Origin of the sequence: Pontibacter populi, from assembly GCF_019336435.1 — a bacterium.
In the GTDB taxonomy this organism is placed as follows: Bacteria; Bacteroidota; Bacteroidia; order Cytophagales; family Hymenobacteraceae; genus Pontibacter; species Pontibacter humidus.
The window spans coordinates 48,244-64,150 of the sequence record NZ_JAHWXQ010000009.1 but is presented as its reverse complement, the minus strand read 5'-3'; the positions used below and the strand labels follow the sequence as shown (position 1 = coordinate 64,150).

Here is a 15,907-nt window from a genome sequence, read left to right as displayed (position 1 = left end):
GGTTTTTCTTCCGTTCCAGTTACTGCGCCTCTTTCCAACTTCTCACTTCCTTTCCTGCTGAACGGGTTGCAAAAGTAGGAAATCCTCTTCAACATGCAAGGCCTCAATCGGTAGTTTTTCTCTGCACTTAGCTAAGTGGCTGATTACGAAAAGGATTCTTTTTCAGCCTAGCCTGCAGCCCTTCGATTGAAGTGCTGTTCCCATACCTTAGAAATACTTGTATTGGTTCTGGCAACTCAACTCTGCTGCTTACCGCATTGCGACTTCTTAGTATTAACTATAAAGTAATCTAATTACTCTCCGAACTTCTCACGCAATAGTTATTATGCCTATTCTCTCTTTATAGTCAAAATATAGTTGCTATGATTTTATAGATACTGATTAGCTACCTAAACAAAAAGGGGTTGCCATTTCTGGCAACCCCTTTTTATATTATAGTGAGAGTTTTGTTATCTCACATCCCACCAAAGCTTAACGCTGCTATCATCTCCACCAATAGCTGCTGCTGCAGACTTATGGTTTTCTGGATTAAGCGTTTGCTCAACAACAGGGTAGATTAATCTTGTAGGAATAGTCAGGTCAGCTACTGGAGCAACAAGTGTTGGAGCATCTAATCTTCTCCAGGTTACCCAAGCATCATAACCACGGTTGTAAAGAGCGATCCACTCCTGCTTACCTATTTTCTGTCTCCAGTCGCCAGGAGCAGTCAGGTAATTTACACCCGGCTGTGCAAGATATGCAGTAGCCTGAGCATCAGAGCCACCCCAGTACTTGATAGAAGCTTTTACACCGGCATTGTAATGCTCAGCAGCTGTACCACCTACAGCATAACCTCTTTCAACAGCTTCAGCAAGAAGGAATTCTACTTCAGCATAATCAAGTAATAAGGCTTCAAATGTAGGATCAGCAATCTTAGCACTTGCAGTTGAGTGAGCTGCGAAATCGTTAGGGAAGCCATATTTACCACCTTTGTAAACACCACCAACAGAAGTGAAGAAAAATTCTCTTCTTGGGTCGCTTAGATCATTCATTACATCAACCAGTGTATTTGCAGCAACGTAGTCTTCACGAGTCGAAAGAGGACCTTTAACGTTAGAAGAAATCGGGTTGTTGTTTGGAGGAGCTGGCAGATACTCGAATGAAGCGTTTTCAGCGTTGCTAGATATAACACCACCTGCTCCAGCTGCTGTTGCTGATTCAGCAAGTGCTTTTGCTCTTGCATTGTCAACATCAGCTACAACCATACCAAGCTTTAACTTAAGAGAGTTACCAAACTTAACCCAGTTTGTCATGCTACCACCGTAAAGGATATCTCCACTCTTTGCAAAGCCAGCAGCTGCAGGGTCAAGTTGTTTTACTGCAGCATCAAGACGATTTAAAATGTCGTTGTAAACAGTTTGTGCATCGTCGTATGCAGGAAGTGCATTTAAAGGATCAAGCGCTTCAGTATAAGGAACGTCACCAAAAGTGTTAACCAGTACAGACCATGTATAAACTTCCATGATCTCAATCTGAGCTAACTGGTTTTTCTTAACGCCTTCAACAAGAGTCTGATCAGCATTTACAATTCTCTTTGCTTCCTTCAGATCGTTAAGTACATCACGATACAAGGTTGTCCACATACTCTGAGGAATTGTACGTGATGTCATGTTGTATCTTGGCTCATCCAGGTACTGAGTAGATGTCCAGTGCTGTACGTAAAAACGATAGTTGTTTGTGTTAACGTTTGGAGTCGTTAGCACATCCGTTAAGTTTTTGGTTGCACCCGTAAACAGGGTAACAGCCGGTACATTTGTTGCTCGCTTCTGGTCAAAATTATACTCGTCCAGATCATCTACGCATGATGCCATAAACACCAGCGAGAATAAGCATATGATAAGTTTCTTCATTTTCTGTTATTTTAGAAATTTAATTTAACGTTGAAGCCGTAAGTTTTAACAGCCGGGTAAGCACCAGACTGGTAGCCTCTACCAGCGTTACCAGAGCTTAGACCTTCTTCAGGATCTGAGTACTCCATGTTCTTATGGATGATCCATAAGTTACGGCCGATCAACTGAAGATCAACACCTTTAACGAAACCAAGGTTACCGATTAGTGACTCGGGTAAAGCGTAAGAAAGAGCTACTTCTCTTAACTTAACAAAGCTACCATCGAACACATACATAGCTCTTGGAGCACCAGCATAGTTATCAGCAGCATAACCATAAGGAGTCATACCGTCACCATCCTGGTTCTCAGCGTAAATGTCGTTTGGAGTTCCGTCTTCTTTAACACCTGGCAGTAATACACCACCACCTTCATCAACCGGATTACGAGATGGGTTACCTTTAGCGTTCAGGCCTGCAGTGTGTGCATAAAGACCTGTTGCCTCACCATACCACTGGTCAAGAGAGAATACATCACCACCATGGCGAACATCAATCAGGAAGCCTAATGATACACCTTTATAAGTAAGGTTGTTGTTGAAACCACCAGTCCAGTCTGGGTTTGGATCACCGATGATAAGATCTGATCTGTCTGATCTTAAGTAGTAACCATTCTCACCAACTGTTCTCTGGCCGTTCGTGTAAACGAAGTCGTTACCACGGATAACACCGTAAGGCTGACCAATAGCAGCGTTAAGAGAAACACCACCCTGGAATGAAGCTAGTGTTAAGTTCTGAACATCTTCGTACAGGCTTATAACTTTATTTCTGTTACGAGCGAAGTTGAAGTTCATGTTCCATGTGAAGTCGCTGGTCTGGATAGGTGTAACAAATGCAGTTACTTCTATACCCTTGTTCTCAACCTCACCGGCGTTTACGAAACGGCTTGTGTAACCTGATGCTGCAGTCTGGCTAACCGGCATAATCTGGTCGATCTGGTTTGACTGGTACCAGGTAACATCGAAACCAAACAGGTTGTTGAAGAACTCAGCTTCAACACCAGCCTCGAAACTCTTCTTTCTTTCAGGCTTCAGGTTAGGGTTGTTCTTAGTGCTTGGAAGCGAGAAGATCGGAGTTGAACCGAAGCCAGTTGGCTTGTCATATACATCATGGATACTTAGTGCCGGAGCATCGCTACCTACTTCTGCATAGTTAACTCTTAACTTACCATGAGATAACCAAGGAGTTTCTATCAGGTTAGAGAACAATATGTTAACACCCGCAGCTGGGTAGAAGTATGAGTTAGCATCTGCTGGTAGTGTAGTAGACTTATCCTGACGGGCAGAAAGTTCTACGAAGTAAGTTTCTTTGAAACCAAAGTTTGCGTTAGCAAATATACCGTCAACACCTCTGCGAGAATAGAATTCAGATGGAGGGTTTACCGGGCTTGCTGAGTTAGAGATAGAGTAAAGTCTTGGTACAACCAGACCACCGTTTGTTGCTGCACCAATTGAGCTAACACGGTCTCTACGAAGGTTTGAACCAAGTAAACCAGAGAAGCTGATATCTTCAGAGATATCTTTATTGAAGTTCAACATCAGGTCGAAGTTGGTTTCGTTAAAGTCTCTGTTGTATCTAGAGTATCCGCTCAGACCAGCGCTACCAACAGCAACACGCTCTTCCTGCATGTCTGTAGTAGTGTTGAAAGAAGCTCTACCCATTACGTTTACCCAGTCGGTAATTTTGTAAGTAGCAGTTGCATAACCATAAATGTTATCTCTGCTATCGTTAGAGTAGTTTTCGTACTGTGTCCAGTATGGGTTGTCAGAGTAGATTGCACCAGTGTTTGTGCTGTTCCAGTTCCAGGTAATGTTCTGTCTGTTTCTGAAGTAAGCATCTTTCTGCTCCTGCAGGTCAACGTTAGTCTGGAACCACTGTCTGAACTGCTGGTTAGGGTTTGTACCGCTATAACCAGTACCATATCTACCCATACCAACTGTACGAGTATAGTTACCTGATGCAGAAACTGTTAATCTTTCAGTAGCTTCGTAAGAAGCGTTGAAGTTAAACATGTCTTTGTCGATAGTAGAGTTAGGCAGGTTACCTTTAATATCGTTACGAGTGTAACCTAAGTTAAAGGTTGTTTTATCGCCACCACCGCTAACTACAATGCTCTGGTTAGAGTTAACGCCAGTTTCGAAGAAAGTGGTTGCATCATTTTCAGCAGCTACCCATGGTCTTCTTTTGCCAAAGTTAGGGTGTAACGGATCGATCGCATCCCACTGATAAACCATCAGGTTCGGATCGAATCTAGGACCATAAGAAGCATCATCCTGGAAACGTACAACCGGAGCTAAACCATCACCAAAATCTTTGTCAGCACGGAAGCCCTGGAAGTAACCACCACCGTACTCTTTCTGGTATTTTACATATGTATCTTTATCAATGTTACTCCAGGTAACACCGCTGTTTACAGATACATTAAGGGTATTCTTTTTACCTTTTTTGGTAGTGATCATGATAACACCACTTGCTGCGCGAGAACCGTAAAGAGCAGTTGCTGCAGCACCTTTCAATACGTTCACAGACTCAATGTTATCCGGGTTAAGGTCAGCCGCTGCGTTACCAAAGTCAGCACCACCACGACCAGTAGACTGGCCAGAGGCATTGTTGTTGGCGTTACTTACAGGCACACCATCAATAACGAAAAGCGCCTGGTTGTTACCAGTAAGAGAAGAATAACCACGGATGATAACGTTAGTAGAACCACCCATTGTGTTGTTCGTTCTGATATCCAGACCGGCAACTTTACCTGAAAGTGAGTTTACTACGTTTTCGTTTCTGGCACGTGTAAGCTGCTCCCCGCTAACTTCCTGAGCTGAATAAGCAAGCTCGTTTCTGTTACGCTCAATACCAAGAGCTGTTACCACAACTTCATCAAGTTGTTTGGCATCAGTTTCCAGAGTTACATTAAATGTAGATTGATTTCCGATTGGGCGCTCAACTGTTTTGTAGCTGATGTAGCGGAAAACAAGTGTTGTACCTCCTTCAGGCACGTTAAGCGTAAATGAACCGTCCACGCCAGTGGCAGTTCCTACAGTAGTTCCTTTTACCAGAACAGATACGCCTGGTAAGGGCTGGTTAGTAGCGGCATCTGTTACCTTTCCGGAAACAGCCCTACTCTGAGCCATAGCCTGCTGTACCAGTACAGAGACAAGCAAGAAGCTCAACAATAGAAGTTTTTTCATTTGCTTTAGTTTTAGATAAGAAAAAAGTTAAAGTTGGTAATAGGTAATGGTTAATTAAGGTATCTGATAATCTCTATACATTATAGTTGCGTATTTTTTGTACCTATCTTCCTTAGAACCTAAAGAAGAGTAACCAACAAATTAGCATGCTATAATATTATAGCAACTATTTGTAAACCCTGACTGATTTTTGGAGCGGCTTAAAACGTTAGTGCTCTAACCCATCAAACATCAGCTTTTAACTTACTTATAGTCAGATTGTCAGGCACTTAGATGTGTAACACAAAGCCCTACGAGAGCTTTAGTGTGAAAGTAAGAAGTGTACTACAGAGTAGAGTGTGTTTCATATTTTATCTTGTTTTTAAGGTGATAGATACTCCAATAATAACCATAATACCTTTTATAACAAATATTTAATGCATTTTTATTTGTTTATAGCGTCAAATTTATATGCTAAAGGCACAATTATTTTTTTGGAAACAATTGAAGCTAAATTAATTCAACAATATAAATATTTGCAGGTCATTTCGCATTTTACGGATATGTTAAAGTATAGTTCTATAGCTGTAGACTGTTTTATGGCATTACAACCACTTTAACCTATAGCAACTTTTAAGTTTACCAATACCCACACTTATAAGACACCCAACTGCTGCCCCAATATAGGCGTGCATATCAGCCATTTACATCTTGTTGCGGTATTAACAGAAAGAGCACAAAAGCAGGAATGCTTATTTTACTATGAAAAAGAAAAATCCTTAAATCTTCAGTTGTTATGTTAACCGAAGATTTAAGGATCCAGAAATAAGATGGTAAAACTCCTTTAGCTTAGTACCTGGTAGGTTATAAAAGCCATCACATATGCCAAGCCACTCATATATACTAATTGGGCCAAAGGCCAGGTCCAGGATTTAGTTTCGCGGCGTACCACTGCCAGGGTACTTACGCACTGCATGGCAAATAAGTAAAAGATCATAAGCGAGAAGGAGCGGGCCAGGTTAAAGTAAGGTTCTCCGTCCTTGTCCTTTTCCATCAACAGCTTATTCTTTATAGTGCTCACATTCTCTTCTTCGCCTATACTATAGATAGTAGACATGGTGCCTACAAATACTTCGCGGGCTGCAAAAGATGTAAGTAGAGCAATACCAATTTTCCAGTTGTAGCCAAGAGGCTCAATAGCTGGCTCCATTGTTCTGCCAATAACACCGGCATACGAAGCTTCGAGCTGATGAGAGCTGATCAGGTTTCTTAGTTCTGCATCTGATAAGTTCTGTTGCTTAGCCTCAACTATAGCCTGCTGCTCTGCCTTTTCAAAACTATTGCCCGGGCCATACGATGCCAGCACCCATAGTATAATAGAGATCGCAACAATTACTTTACCGGCTTCAAATACAAATGCCTTTACTTTTTCAACTATAGTTAAGCCTACGTTTTTCCAGCGGGGCATTTTATACACCGGGAATTCCATAATAAAGTAGCTGCGTTCGCGGGCTTTCAGGATCACTTTTAATAATAAGGCAGAGAAAATGGCAGCCAGGAAACCGATCAGGTATAAGGCCATCAGTACCAGACCTTGTAAATTCAGGAACCCGAAGTAGTAGGTTTCCGGAACGACAAGGGCGATAAGAACAGTGTAAACCGGGATACGGGCCGAACAGCTCATGAGCGGCGTTACAAAAATGGTGATCATCCTGTCTTTCCAGTTCTCAATCGTTCGGGCCGACATAACAGCCGGAACTGCGCAGGCCACACCGGAGATCAAGGGAACGACGCTCTTACCATTCAGGCCAAATTTACGCATGATCTTATCCATCATAAACGTAACGCGGGCCATATACCCGGTCTCTTCCAGCACCGCAATAAAAGCAAACAGAATTGCAATCTGTGGTATAAAGACCATTACACCACCCAAACCGGCAATTATGCCTTCGGTTAATAAGTTTATGAGCGGGCCACTAAAGTTGTCCTGTATCAACCCGTTCAGGCTGGTGAAGCCCTGGTCAATCATGTCCATCGGGTAACTGGCCCAGGTAAAGATGGCCTGGAAGACCAGGAACAGGATAGCCATGAAGATCAGGTAGCCGAAAACTTTATGGGTAAGCACCTGGTCGAGGCGGTTACTGAATTTTTCGTCTTTCTCGACGCGCTCCACACGTACTACATCCAGCAGCAACTCATTTATATAAGTATAGCGGGCTATAGTTTCGTCGGCCTGGGCTACATTAGATTTAAACTCATGTGTTTCCAGTAAAGCACCGATCCACTCCGCTTCTTCGGCAGATAAGAATTTCAGGCTCTTGTACTGATGCGCATAATGCAGGGCCAGGTAATCTGAATCAAGGCCGAAGCGGGCTTTTATAGTTTCAGTTACCGGTTTCAGCGCATCGGGCACGGTATAAAACTGCACCGGCGTAGGCTCTAGGTGCTGCAATATCAAGATCTTAAGGGCCGCAACGCCAATCCCTTTGCGGGCATTCATAGGTATTACCGGTACACCCAGGCCTTTATGTAAAGCGGGAATGTCTATTTTCACACCTTCCTGCTCCGCCACATCCACCATGTTAAGGGCAAGTATAGCAGGTATTTTAAGGTCGGCGAGTTGAGTAAATAGCAGTAGGTTACGCTTCAGGTTTGAGGCATCTGCCGTAACTACAACAAGATCAGGGTAATGGGCAGAAGCCGAATCGTAAAGCAGGTCAATAATTACGCGCTCATCCAGCGACTTCGGGTATAAACTATACGTACCAGGCAAATCTATGATCTGTACCTTCTGGTTAGCGCTAAGCTGGCACGTACCTGTTTTCTTATCTACTGTAACGCCCGGGAAATTGCCGACCTTCTGGTTAAGGCCTGTAAGCTGATTGAATAAAGAGGTTTTTCCTGAGTTTGGGTTACCTACCAACGCCACACGCGCAACCTCACTCCGGGGTGTAGTCTGCGACGCTTCTCTAATCTCAGGTTGGGCTACTACAGTCATGGTAAATGTAATGTGCTATTTCAGCATTATAGTTTCAGCTTCGTCGAGGCGCAGCGATAAAGTGTAGTCGTTCACAATAATCGTGATTGGGTCTCCGAGTGGTGCGCGGCTGTTCAGTTTAACCTGCGTACCTGGCAAACAACCCATTTCGAGAAGCTTCAGGCCCATTTCCGGGTCTTTAAGGCAGCAAATAATGCCACACTCTCCTAATTTAAGGTCGCGTACACTTTTCTTGTCGATATGCTCTTCTTCCCTTTTCTGCACCGTAAGCTGTTTTTATTTAGACTGTTTATAAACAACCGCAAGTTACAAGGTGTTCATCGTTAAAGCAAAAGTTTTAGCCAAATGGTTAGAGGTGCCTGTTAAATGGCTAAAAGTGGAAGGTTTACGCCTCAACACACATACGCTACAACAATTAACATTTAAGAGTTTAACCTAAAGCAATTAAAAATTACTCTGAAAAGAAGATGCGTTTTACGCGTGAACTTACATTTGTGAGGAGTTCGTAAGGTATAGTTCCGATGCGGGCAGCCATATCAACCAGCGTTAATTTGGGTCCAAAGATGATTGCTTCGTCGCCAGGTTTTACACTCAGTCCTGTTACATCAACCATACACATATCCATACACACATTGCCGATGATAGGGCACCGTTTGCCGTTGATGATCACCTGCCCGCCTCCGTTACCGAAACGCCGGTCGTAACCGTCAGCATACCCAATGGCTATAGTTGCAATGGTTTTATCAGAGTCGGCAATGCCTTTGCGGCTGTAGCCTACTGTTTCTCCTTTAACTATAGTTTTAACCTGCGACACAGTGGTTTTCAGAACACTAACCGACTTAAGGGCTTGCTGCTCGGAGCCGGTTGCCTCTACGCCATACAAGCCAATGCCCAGGCGAACCATATCCAACTGGTGTTCCGGGAAACGAACAATGCCCGCCGAGTTGAGCACATGTTTGATGACCTTATAGTTTAACCTTGCTTCCACCTCAGCAGCCATTGCCCTAAAGTTGCTGATCTGCATCTGCGAAAAATCGTTGTGCAGTGCTTCGTCGGCGCCGGCCAAATGAGTGAACGTGCTGACTACCTGCACCTGCGGGTATTGCTGCAACAATGGAAACAGCGCGTCAAAGTCTTCGGAAGTAAAACCGAGGCGGTGCATGCCGGTATCCAGTTTTAGGTGGATGCGGTGGCGTGAGTTATCGGCAGGAAGGTCTTTCAGGTATTGTTCCAGCAGCTCCAGTGAGTAAATTTCCGGCTCCAGGTTGTACTGTCGTAATTTGGCAAAGCTGTCCGGCGAAGGGTTCATGACCATAACCGGGAGGGTAATTCCGTTCTCGCGCAGCATCACGCCTTCATCGGCATAGGCCACGGCCAGGTAATCTACCCGGTGGAACTGCAACAGATTGGCCACTTCGAAACTTCCGCTACCATAGGCAAAGGCTTTTACCATTACCATTAGTTTGGTATCCGGGGCAAGTTTAGATCTATAGTAGTTCAGGTTGTGTACCAGCGCATCGAGGTTAACTTCCAGCACAGTGCCATGTACTTTCTGCTGAAACGCATGCACAATCCGCTCAAACTCAAACACGCGCGCGCCTTTCACCAGTATCAGCTCGTTCCGGAAATCATCGGCTTTAAACTGTGCCAGGAAATCTGCGGTACTACTATAGAAAATCGCTGTTTCTGAAAACTTAGATTTATGATGACTTATAGTTGAGCCAATGCCGATCACTTTTTCAACGCCACGGTTTTTTATAAGTGCAGCCACTTGCCCGTACAAAGCTTCTTCCGGCAAACCAGACTCCAGAAGATCAGAAAGAATAATGGTGCGCTTGCCACGCTGCGGTTGGTTGCCCAGAAATTGTAACGCTATGGCCAGACCCGCCAGGTCATTATTATAGGTATCGTCGATCAGGTAACACCCGTTAATAGCTTCCTTCATTTCCAATCGCATGGCAACGGGGTGCAGGCGGTCTAACCGGTCCTGGATTTCGGCAAAAGGCACTTGGCGGTAAAGTAGTGTAGCCAGGCAATGCAGGGCGTTCTCTACAGATGCTTCGTCGGTAAACGGAATAGCCAGGCGTTGTTTCTCACCCTTGTAAGTAAATACAACTATTGTTTTATGGCCGGCAGCAGTAGTAGCATTTATAGTTACGTCAGCGCTGTGATGCCGGCTCCAGGTAAAAGTATGTATAGTTTGGGCCTGAATTTCGTGGTCTAGCAGTTTGTGGTCGGTGCAGTAAATGAGCACATCCACGTTGGTAAACAGCTTCAGTTTTTCCTGCACCTTTTGCTCACGCGATGTAAAGCCTTCGTCGTGGGCGGTGCCGATGTTGGTAAATATGCCTATCGTTGGCTGGATGATGTGTTGCAGTTTCTCCATTTCGCCGGGCAGCGAAATGCCAGCTTCGAAAATGCCCAGCGTATGGTTGCTGTTTAACTGCCAAACTGAAAGCGGAACCCCCAGCTGCGAATTATAACTGCGCGGACTTTTGACCACCATTTCATCCGGGCTCAGTAACTGCGCCAGCCATTCCTTAACTATAGTTTTGCCATTGCTCCCTGTTATGCCAACTATAGGAATAGTGAACTTCGACCGATGCCATGCGGCCAGTTCCTGCAAAGCGTTTAAACTATCCTTCACCAGCAACAGATTTGCTTCCGGGTACAGCTGGCTATAGTTACGGCCTTTTTCATCCAGCTCTTTTTCAACTATAAACTGCCTGACACCCAGCTCATATAAAGCGGGCAGGTACTTATGACCGTCGTTGAACTTGCCTGTTACTGCAAAAAACAAGGTGCCCGTCGGCTGCGACAATTTGCGGCTGTCGGTAAGCAGGTTTATAACCGAGTGTGCCTGCACAAACTGCAGTACAGTACCATTAGTTATAGTTGCAAGTTCCTGGAAAGTGAGCATAAGCGGTCAATCTGATTGCGGGCTGAAAGTTAGGAGATAATTCAGTTAGAAATTTAAAAAGTTTGAAAGTTAGAAAGGTGATTCAGTTTAGGAGCTAAAGAATTAGCAATCCCGTTTATCCTCTAATCCTGCAAATCCTGATTCTGACAATTCAACAATTTAACTACCAACAATTAACTACCTTTGCCCACTTTTTATTCTTACATGAAACTACTTAAAGCAAATCCCTTTTATGCGGCGGGCATCACGGCTTTCATTATCTGGGGTTTTATACCTTTTCCGTTAAAGGCGCTGGCCGACTACCCGAGCGGGCTTATTCTTTATTTCCGGGTGGCGTTGTCGGTAACGTTGCTGTTATTTATTTGCCTGTTCTTCAGGAGGGACACTATAAAGCAGACCTATAGTTTAGTAAAAGCTTCGGAAGGTAAAGAGAAGCGACGTTTTATAGTTTATACGCTGCTGGGGGGCATACTACTAACTATAAACTGGCTTACGTTTATCTACGTGGTCAACCATATTGATATTCAGACCGGCTCTTTCTCGTATCTGCTTTGCCCTATACTTACAGCGGTGCTTGGTTTTTTATTATTAAAAGAAGAGTTGCGGCCAAACCAGTGGCTGGCTATCGGCCTGGGTATTATCAGTTGTGTGCTTATCGGGACCGGCGAGCTGACCAGCCTTTTGTTTAGTTTGATGATCGCGCTGAGTTATGCATTTTATCTGATCACGCAGCGCATTTTGCGGGCTTATGACAAAATCGTACTGCTGACCCTACAGTTGCTGCTGGCTTTCCTGTTTATCGGGCCGTTCTATAGTTTCTTCAAAGGCGACTCAACGATAGTGCTGGATGGCGGCTTTTTTCTGAAGGTGAGTATCCTGAGTGCTCTGTTTACGGTATTACCCTTGTTCCTGAACCTGTTTGCATTAAAAGAGCTTACTTCCGGCACCATCGGCATTCTCATGTACATAAACCCGATCATGAACTTCGTGATAGCCTTTGTGTATTTTAATGAAGAGACTTCTTTGGTGAAAGCAATGGCTTATGTGCTCATTTTTATCTCTTTGATTATCTATAATATTAATCTAAAAAAGCGCCGGAAAACTGCGAGCGGTATGCCGGTTCCGCCTACTTCGGCGGCTACTATTATAGAGTAGATTTTTTCTCTCTCAAGTGGGATACTTATCTGCTACTATAGTTTTATTTATGGTTTTATAGTTGGAGTTTTAACCCACCCCTGCCCCTCCCAAGAGGGGAATTTCTGTTGTTGCTATAGGTTGAGTTATCGTGCTATAGTTTGTGTGGTCCAACCACCCCAACCCCTCAGAGCTACGCTCGCTACCTTCGAAATCACTTCTCGGTAGTCTAAGGAGGGGAGCTTTGCCTTAGCTATAGATTAAGTTATAGTTCAATAGTTACAGCTCACGAACAGGGCAGGTTTACCTGGCCCCTCAAAATTATGAGCACGATAAAGCGACGCAACTATAGCAGTTCCTTAAACTATAGAATAAACTATCGAACTGATATCAGTCTTGGGGTTGAGCGCCTTGTAGATTTCTGGTGCCGCCAGGCATTGTGAGGAACGAACAAAAGAAATGTACACCGCGCGATGCCCGAAGACGGGGCCTCCCGGCCGTGAGGGCACCAAAGCCAACTATAAAACTGTAGGCAAGTAGAGCTCCCAGGATTATAGAAAGTTTGAAAGGATAACTTGGTTCGGATTTGAGAGATCTCAACTATAAGCTGAGATAGATTTCTCTCTGCGTTCGAAATGACAAAGTAGAAACCATAGGACATATAAGATCCTTCACAGCTACGGTCTGGATGACAAAAGAGAATTTCTGAATTAACCACGATAGATATTAGATAACAAAACAGCCTTACCACAAATAGTGGCAAGGCTGTTTTGTTATGGTTTATAGTTGTAACCTATGGTCTTTGGTCTCCCTGTTTCTTTTGCTCATCTAGCTTGTGCAAAGCGCGCGCTGCCGAATCCTGATTCGGATTCATTTCGCCAAACTGGTCGGCCTGGTTAGCAGTTACCGAAGTATCTCCTATTGGTGCCGGGCGCGGGTTGTTCAGGTTTGCTGCCGAGGAGTCTCCTTCTACTATAGCTTCGGCTGTTCCGGTGTCATGCTCAGCGGTGGTATCCTGCTCGCCGCAACCATAACCAACTACGGCTGCAAAGGCTATGGCTAGTCCTGTTTTAAATATAGATAGTCTCGTTTTCATTGTCATTTCAGTTATAATTCCTGCCATTTTTAACGGCTGTGCAATCAATAAGTTATAAACTGAACCTTAGAAGCCGAGCCCTATCGTTATGCCAGTCCGTGCTTTCTCCCCTTCCTGGAACGATGTTACGAAATCAACACGAAGTACTTTAAAGATATGCTCTACCCCCACACCAAGCTCCAGGTAATTTCTTGATTGCTGCGTGTTCAGGTAGTTCAAGCTCATAACTTCCTGCAGTTTCAACTTACGGAAGAGCGGGATTTTATTGAATAGGAAGCCATTGAAGTGATGCTCGTAATGTGCTTCGAGGTAATTGTTGTTGGTACTGTACCGGTAGTAGTCGAGTAACTGAAAACCGTCGTAGGCACCTGCAAAAATGGTTCTGTTGCCTTTAAAGTGGCGGTAATCCATTAGGGTCATGCTCTCTTTGTTCCAGAAAACACCTGCAGCTGCACTATAGCTGCTGCTACCCAGTAACCCGAAACTCACTTCATCGCTTACGCCCAATGCTGCTGTGCTGTATTTTATGTCGCCGCCAAATGCTTTCAGGCCGGTTCGGTATGCCAGGCTTATAGTTGGGTATTTTGAGCCCAGGTTTATTTTTTGATTAGGACGGGTAATGTAACGCTGCCCCGGTTTAATACTTAAGCTGAAAGATGCCATCAGTACCTCATGTGGCGTGAAGCTTGCATCTGCTAACTCTGCATTTACAGGCACATTAGAGGTAAAAGTACTTATGCCTTCCGGGTTAGGATCTTTAAAGCTATAGAAGGTAGTGTTCTGCATTGGCATGCGGTGCGCGTATTCCAGGTTAGCCGTAAGCTGCAGGCCGTTTGCCAGTTCGCCGCGGTGTGCCAGCCGTACAAAGTCGCGCTGGTATAGTTTCATATAGTTTTTGCCAGCCGCCAGTGTATAAACGGAGTTCACAAACGACGAGATCGGGCTGTTTATATTGATCTGATCAACGTATCGACCGCCTTCCAGCTGTATTGTGCTGTTGGTAGTGGTGTTGTAAACATAAGCGGCCCGAAGTTTGGCATTGAATTTTTCGTTTGAGAAACCATAGCGCACGGTTGGCTCTATAATGTAGCGGCGGCGGTCATCGAAGCGTCGGCCATAACTAACTTTTACATCGGCTACTACACCCTCTACTGTATTATATTGCAGAATGCTGCTATTGGTTGGGCTGATGATCGGGTCGAAGCGCAGGTAATTACCCTCAAAGCTGTTGTTGTAGGTATAGCCACTCAAAAACAGGTTGCCAAATGTCGGTTTGTTCCGGATGCGGTCCAGTGAATCCTGGTACACTTTAGATTCTTTGATGATCTCCAGGCTATCTTTTTTTACATAGTCTTTGGACTCTTCTTTGGTAAGGGGTGTTGGTCTGATCTTGTCCCAGTAAAGCGAGTCGCGTTTGTTTGCATCTTTGTCAACAACCAGTATCTCTTTCGTGAATAGCTTATCGTTATGGATAGGTTTTTCCTGCGGATCTGCTTTTTCGGGCTCTATAATTTTAAAACGTGGCTTGGGCGTTGACTTTGGAGTTTGCGCGTTGGCAACTATAGTTTCTTCGGGCTCGGGCTCTACTTCTTCCAGCACCGGTGGTTTTTTGTAAGCTGCCTGCACTTTATAGTTGGAGTAAACGCCCGTAATGTAGCCCCGGCCTTTAAAACCTAAGCCTGCTGCCTCAAAGGTAAATTTCTGCGATACCGGCATCCAGACGTGTTCCAGCACCGGCTCGTACACCTGCCGCACCCGAATAAAATCCACAAACTCAATTCCTGCTCTTTTGGTTAGCTTCAGGTCGGTGCTATGGATGCGCCAGGTGCCATCCACGATATAAATGCTGCCTTCAAAAACAGGGTCGTTGCGGCGGCGTGGAGTTACTTTAATCTTGTTTATAGTCAGGCCATTTTCCTCAAAAGCGCCCATGTACTGGAAACGGTAAAAAAACAGCGCATTGTTGGCCAGCGGCGACACAAAACCGCGTTCGTTCAGTCCTTCTATCTTCAGCAGGTTCTCATAAAAGCTGATGTTCATTTCCGAAGCCTGGTTAAAACTGAAGCCTTTTTTCTGGCCGCTCACCCGCGACGAAATCACTTTCTCATTTACTTTATTGGGGCGCTTGAAATGCAACTGCGATACCGACTCGGAAAGGTAAACAATACCCGTATCCACATCTACTACCCTTACACCCAACACTTTACTTGGCACTTTATCCATGCGGGCAACGCTTTTCATGTACACGCGGGCGCTCCAGGCCAGGGCTTCGTTGAGGTGGTATTTCCGCAACCGGATGGCATTGCGCATGATCGGGTAAGCCGGATCTTCGTCGGAGGCGTGCACTACTACTTCTTTCAGGTTAAGCACTTCGGGCAGAAGCTGCACATTCAACTCCACAGGATGGCCGTTTATCTTTACCACCTGCGTTTTGGCTTTGTAGCCTACGTACTTAAACTCTAATGTGTAAGTGCCTGAATCGAGCTGCAGTTGGTAATAACCGCTCTCGTTGGTAGCGGTGCCGCTGGAGGTTTCTTTAATGTAGATGCTGGCAAAAGGCAGGCCTTGTCCGTTCTCATCGGTAAGGCGACCGCGCAAGGTACCGCCAAAGCAGAACAGAGGAGCGAATAAAAGCAGGAACAAAAACCAGGTGAAGCGCATGTAAGG

The 15,907-nt window shown here is 44.8% G+C and carries 8 protein-coding genes; 1 reads left to right on the top strand and 7 read right to left on the bottom strand.

The annotated features are described in order from the left end of the window. Nucleotides 1-449: 449 nt before the first annotated feature. From KYK27_RS18275 to KYK27_RS18255, 5 genes are all read right to left on the bottom strand, one after another. Nucleotides 450-1,889, bottom strand: coding sequence for a SusD/RagB family nutrient-binding outer membrane lipoprotein (locus KYK27_RS18275; RefSeq protein WP_199111759.1), 1,440 nt, complete (start codon nt 1,887-1,889; stop codon nt 450-452). A gap of 11 nt (nt 1,890-1,900) precedes the next feature. Continuing rightward, on the bottom strand, nt 1,901-5,113 hold the full coding sequence (locus KYK27_RS18270) for a SusC/RagA family TonB-linked outer membrane protein (RefSeq protein WP_199111758.1): 3,213 nt from the start codon (nt 5,111-5,113) through the stop codon (nt 1,901-1,903). Between the two features lie 823 nt (nt 5,114-5,936). Continuing rightward, complete coding sequence (feoB, locus tag KYK27_RS18265; RefSeq protein ID WP_199111757.1) at nt 5,937-8,090, bottom strand: ferrous iron transport protein B; 2,154 nt, start codon at nt 8,088-8,090, stop codon at nt 5,937-5,939. A 15-nt stretch (nt 8,091-8,105) separates the two neighbouring features. Next, a complete protein-coding gene (locus KYK27_RS18260; RefSeq protein WP_199111756.1) occupies nt 8,106-8,354 on the bottom strand; it encodes a ferrous iron transport protein A in 249 nt (82 codons plus the stop codon). 187 nt (nt 8,355-8,541) lie between these two features. Beyond that, the gene (locus KYK27_RS18255; RefSeq protein WP_199111755.1) at nt 8,542-11,010 is read right to left on the bottom strand and encodes a bifunctional UDP-N-acetylmuramoyl-tripeptide:D-alanyl-D-alanine ligase/alanine racemase; all 2,469 of its coding nucleotides are present in this window, start codon (nt 11,008-11,010) and stop codon (nt 8,542-8,544) included. A 204-nt stretch (nt 11,011-11,214) separates the two neighbouring features. On the opposite strand from KYK27_RS18255, the gene KYK27_RS18250 reads away from it, so the two are divergent. After that, entirely contained in the window at nt 11,215-12,165 is a 951-nt protein-coding gene (locus KYK27_RS18250) for an EamA family transporter (RefSeq protein WP_199111754.1), read from the top strand. 772 nt (nt 12,166-12,937) lie between these two features. On the opposite strand, the gene KYK27_RS18245 is transcribed toward KYK27_RS18250, so the two are convergent. Both KYK27_RS18245 and KYK27_RS18240 read right to left on the bottom strand, forming a co-directional pair. Beyond that, the gene (locus tag KYK27_RS18245; protein WP_199111753.1) at nt 12,938-13,240 is read right to left on the bottom strand and encodes a hypothetical protein; all 303 of its coding nucleotides are present in this window, start codon (nt 13,238-13,240) and stop codon (nt 12,938-12,940) included. Between the two features lie 66 nt (nt 13,241-13,306). After that, nucleotides 13,307-15,901: a DUF5686 and carboxypeptidase regulatory-like domain-containing protein gene (locus KYK27_RS18240; RefSeq protein ID WP_199111752.1), complete on the bottom strand. Its 2,595-nt coding sequence runs from the start codon at nt 15,899-15,901 to the stop codon at nt 13,307-13,309. Nucleotides 15,902-15,907: the final 6 nt, after the last annotated feature.

Excerpts from the sequence above, each read along its gene's own strand:
- feoB (WP_199111757.1), bottom strand. The coding sequence starts at position 8,090 with ATGACTGTAGTAGCCCAACCTGAGATTAGAGAAGCGTCGCAGACTACA.
- KYK27_RS18245 (WP_199111753.1), bottom strand. The coding sequence starts at position 13,240 with ATGAAAACGAGACTATCTATATTTAAAACAGGACTAGCCATAGCCTTT.
- KYK27_RS18270 (WP_199111758.1), bottom strand. The coding sequence starts at position 5,113 with ATGAAAAAACTTCTATTGTTGAGCTTCTTGCTTGTCTCTGTACTGGTA.
- KYK27_RS18250 (WP_199111754.1), top strand. The coding sequence starts at position 11,215 with ATGAAACTACTTAAAGCAAATCCCTTTTATGCGGCGGGCATCACGGCT.
- KYK27_RS18240 (WP_199111752.1), bottom strand. The coding sequence starts at position 15,901 with ATGCGCTTCACCTGGTTTTTGTTCCTGCTTTTATTCGCTCCTCTGTTC.
- KYK27_RS18275 (WP_199111759.1), bottom strand. The coding sequence starts at position 1,889 with ATGAAGAAACTTATCATATGCTTATTCTCGCTGGTGTTTATGGCATCA.
- KYK27_RS18255 (WP_199111755.1), bottom strand. The coding sequence starts at position 11,010 with ATGCTCACTTTCCAGGAACTTGCAACTATAACTAATGGTACTGTACTG.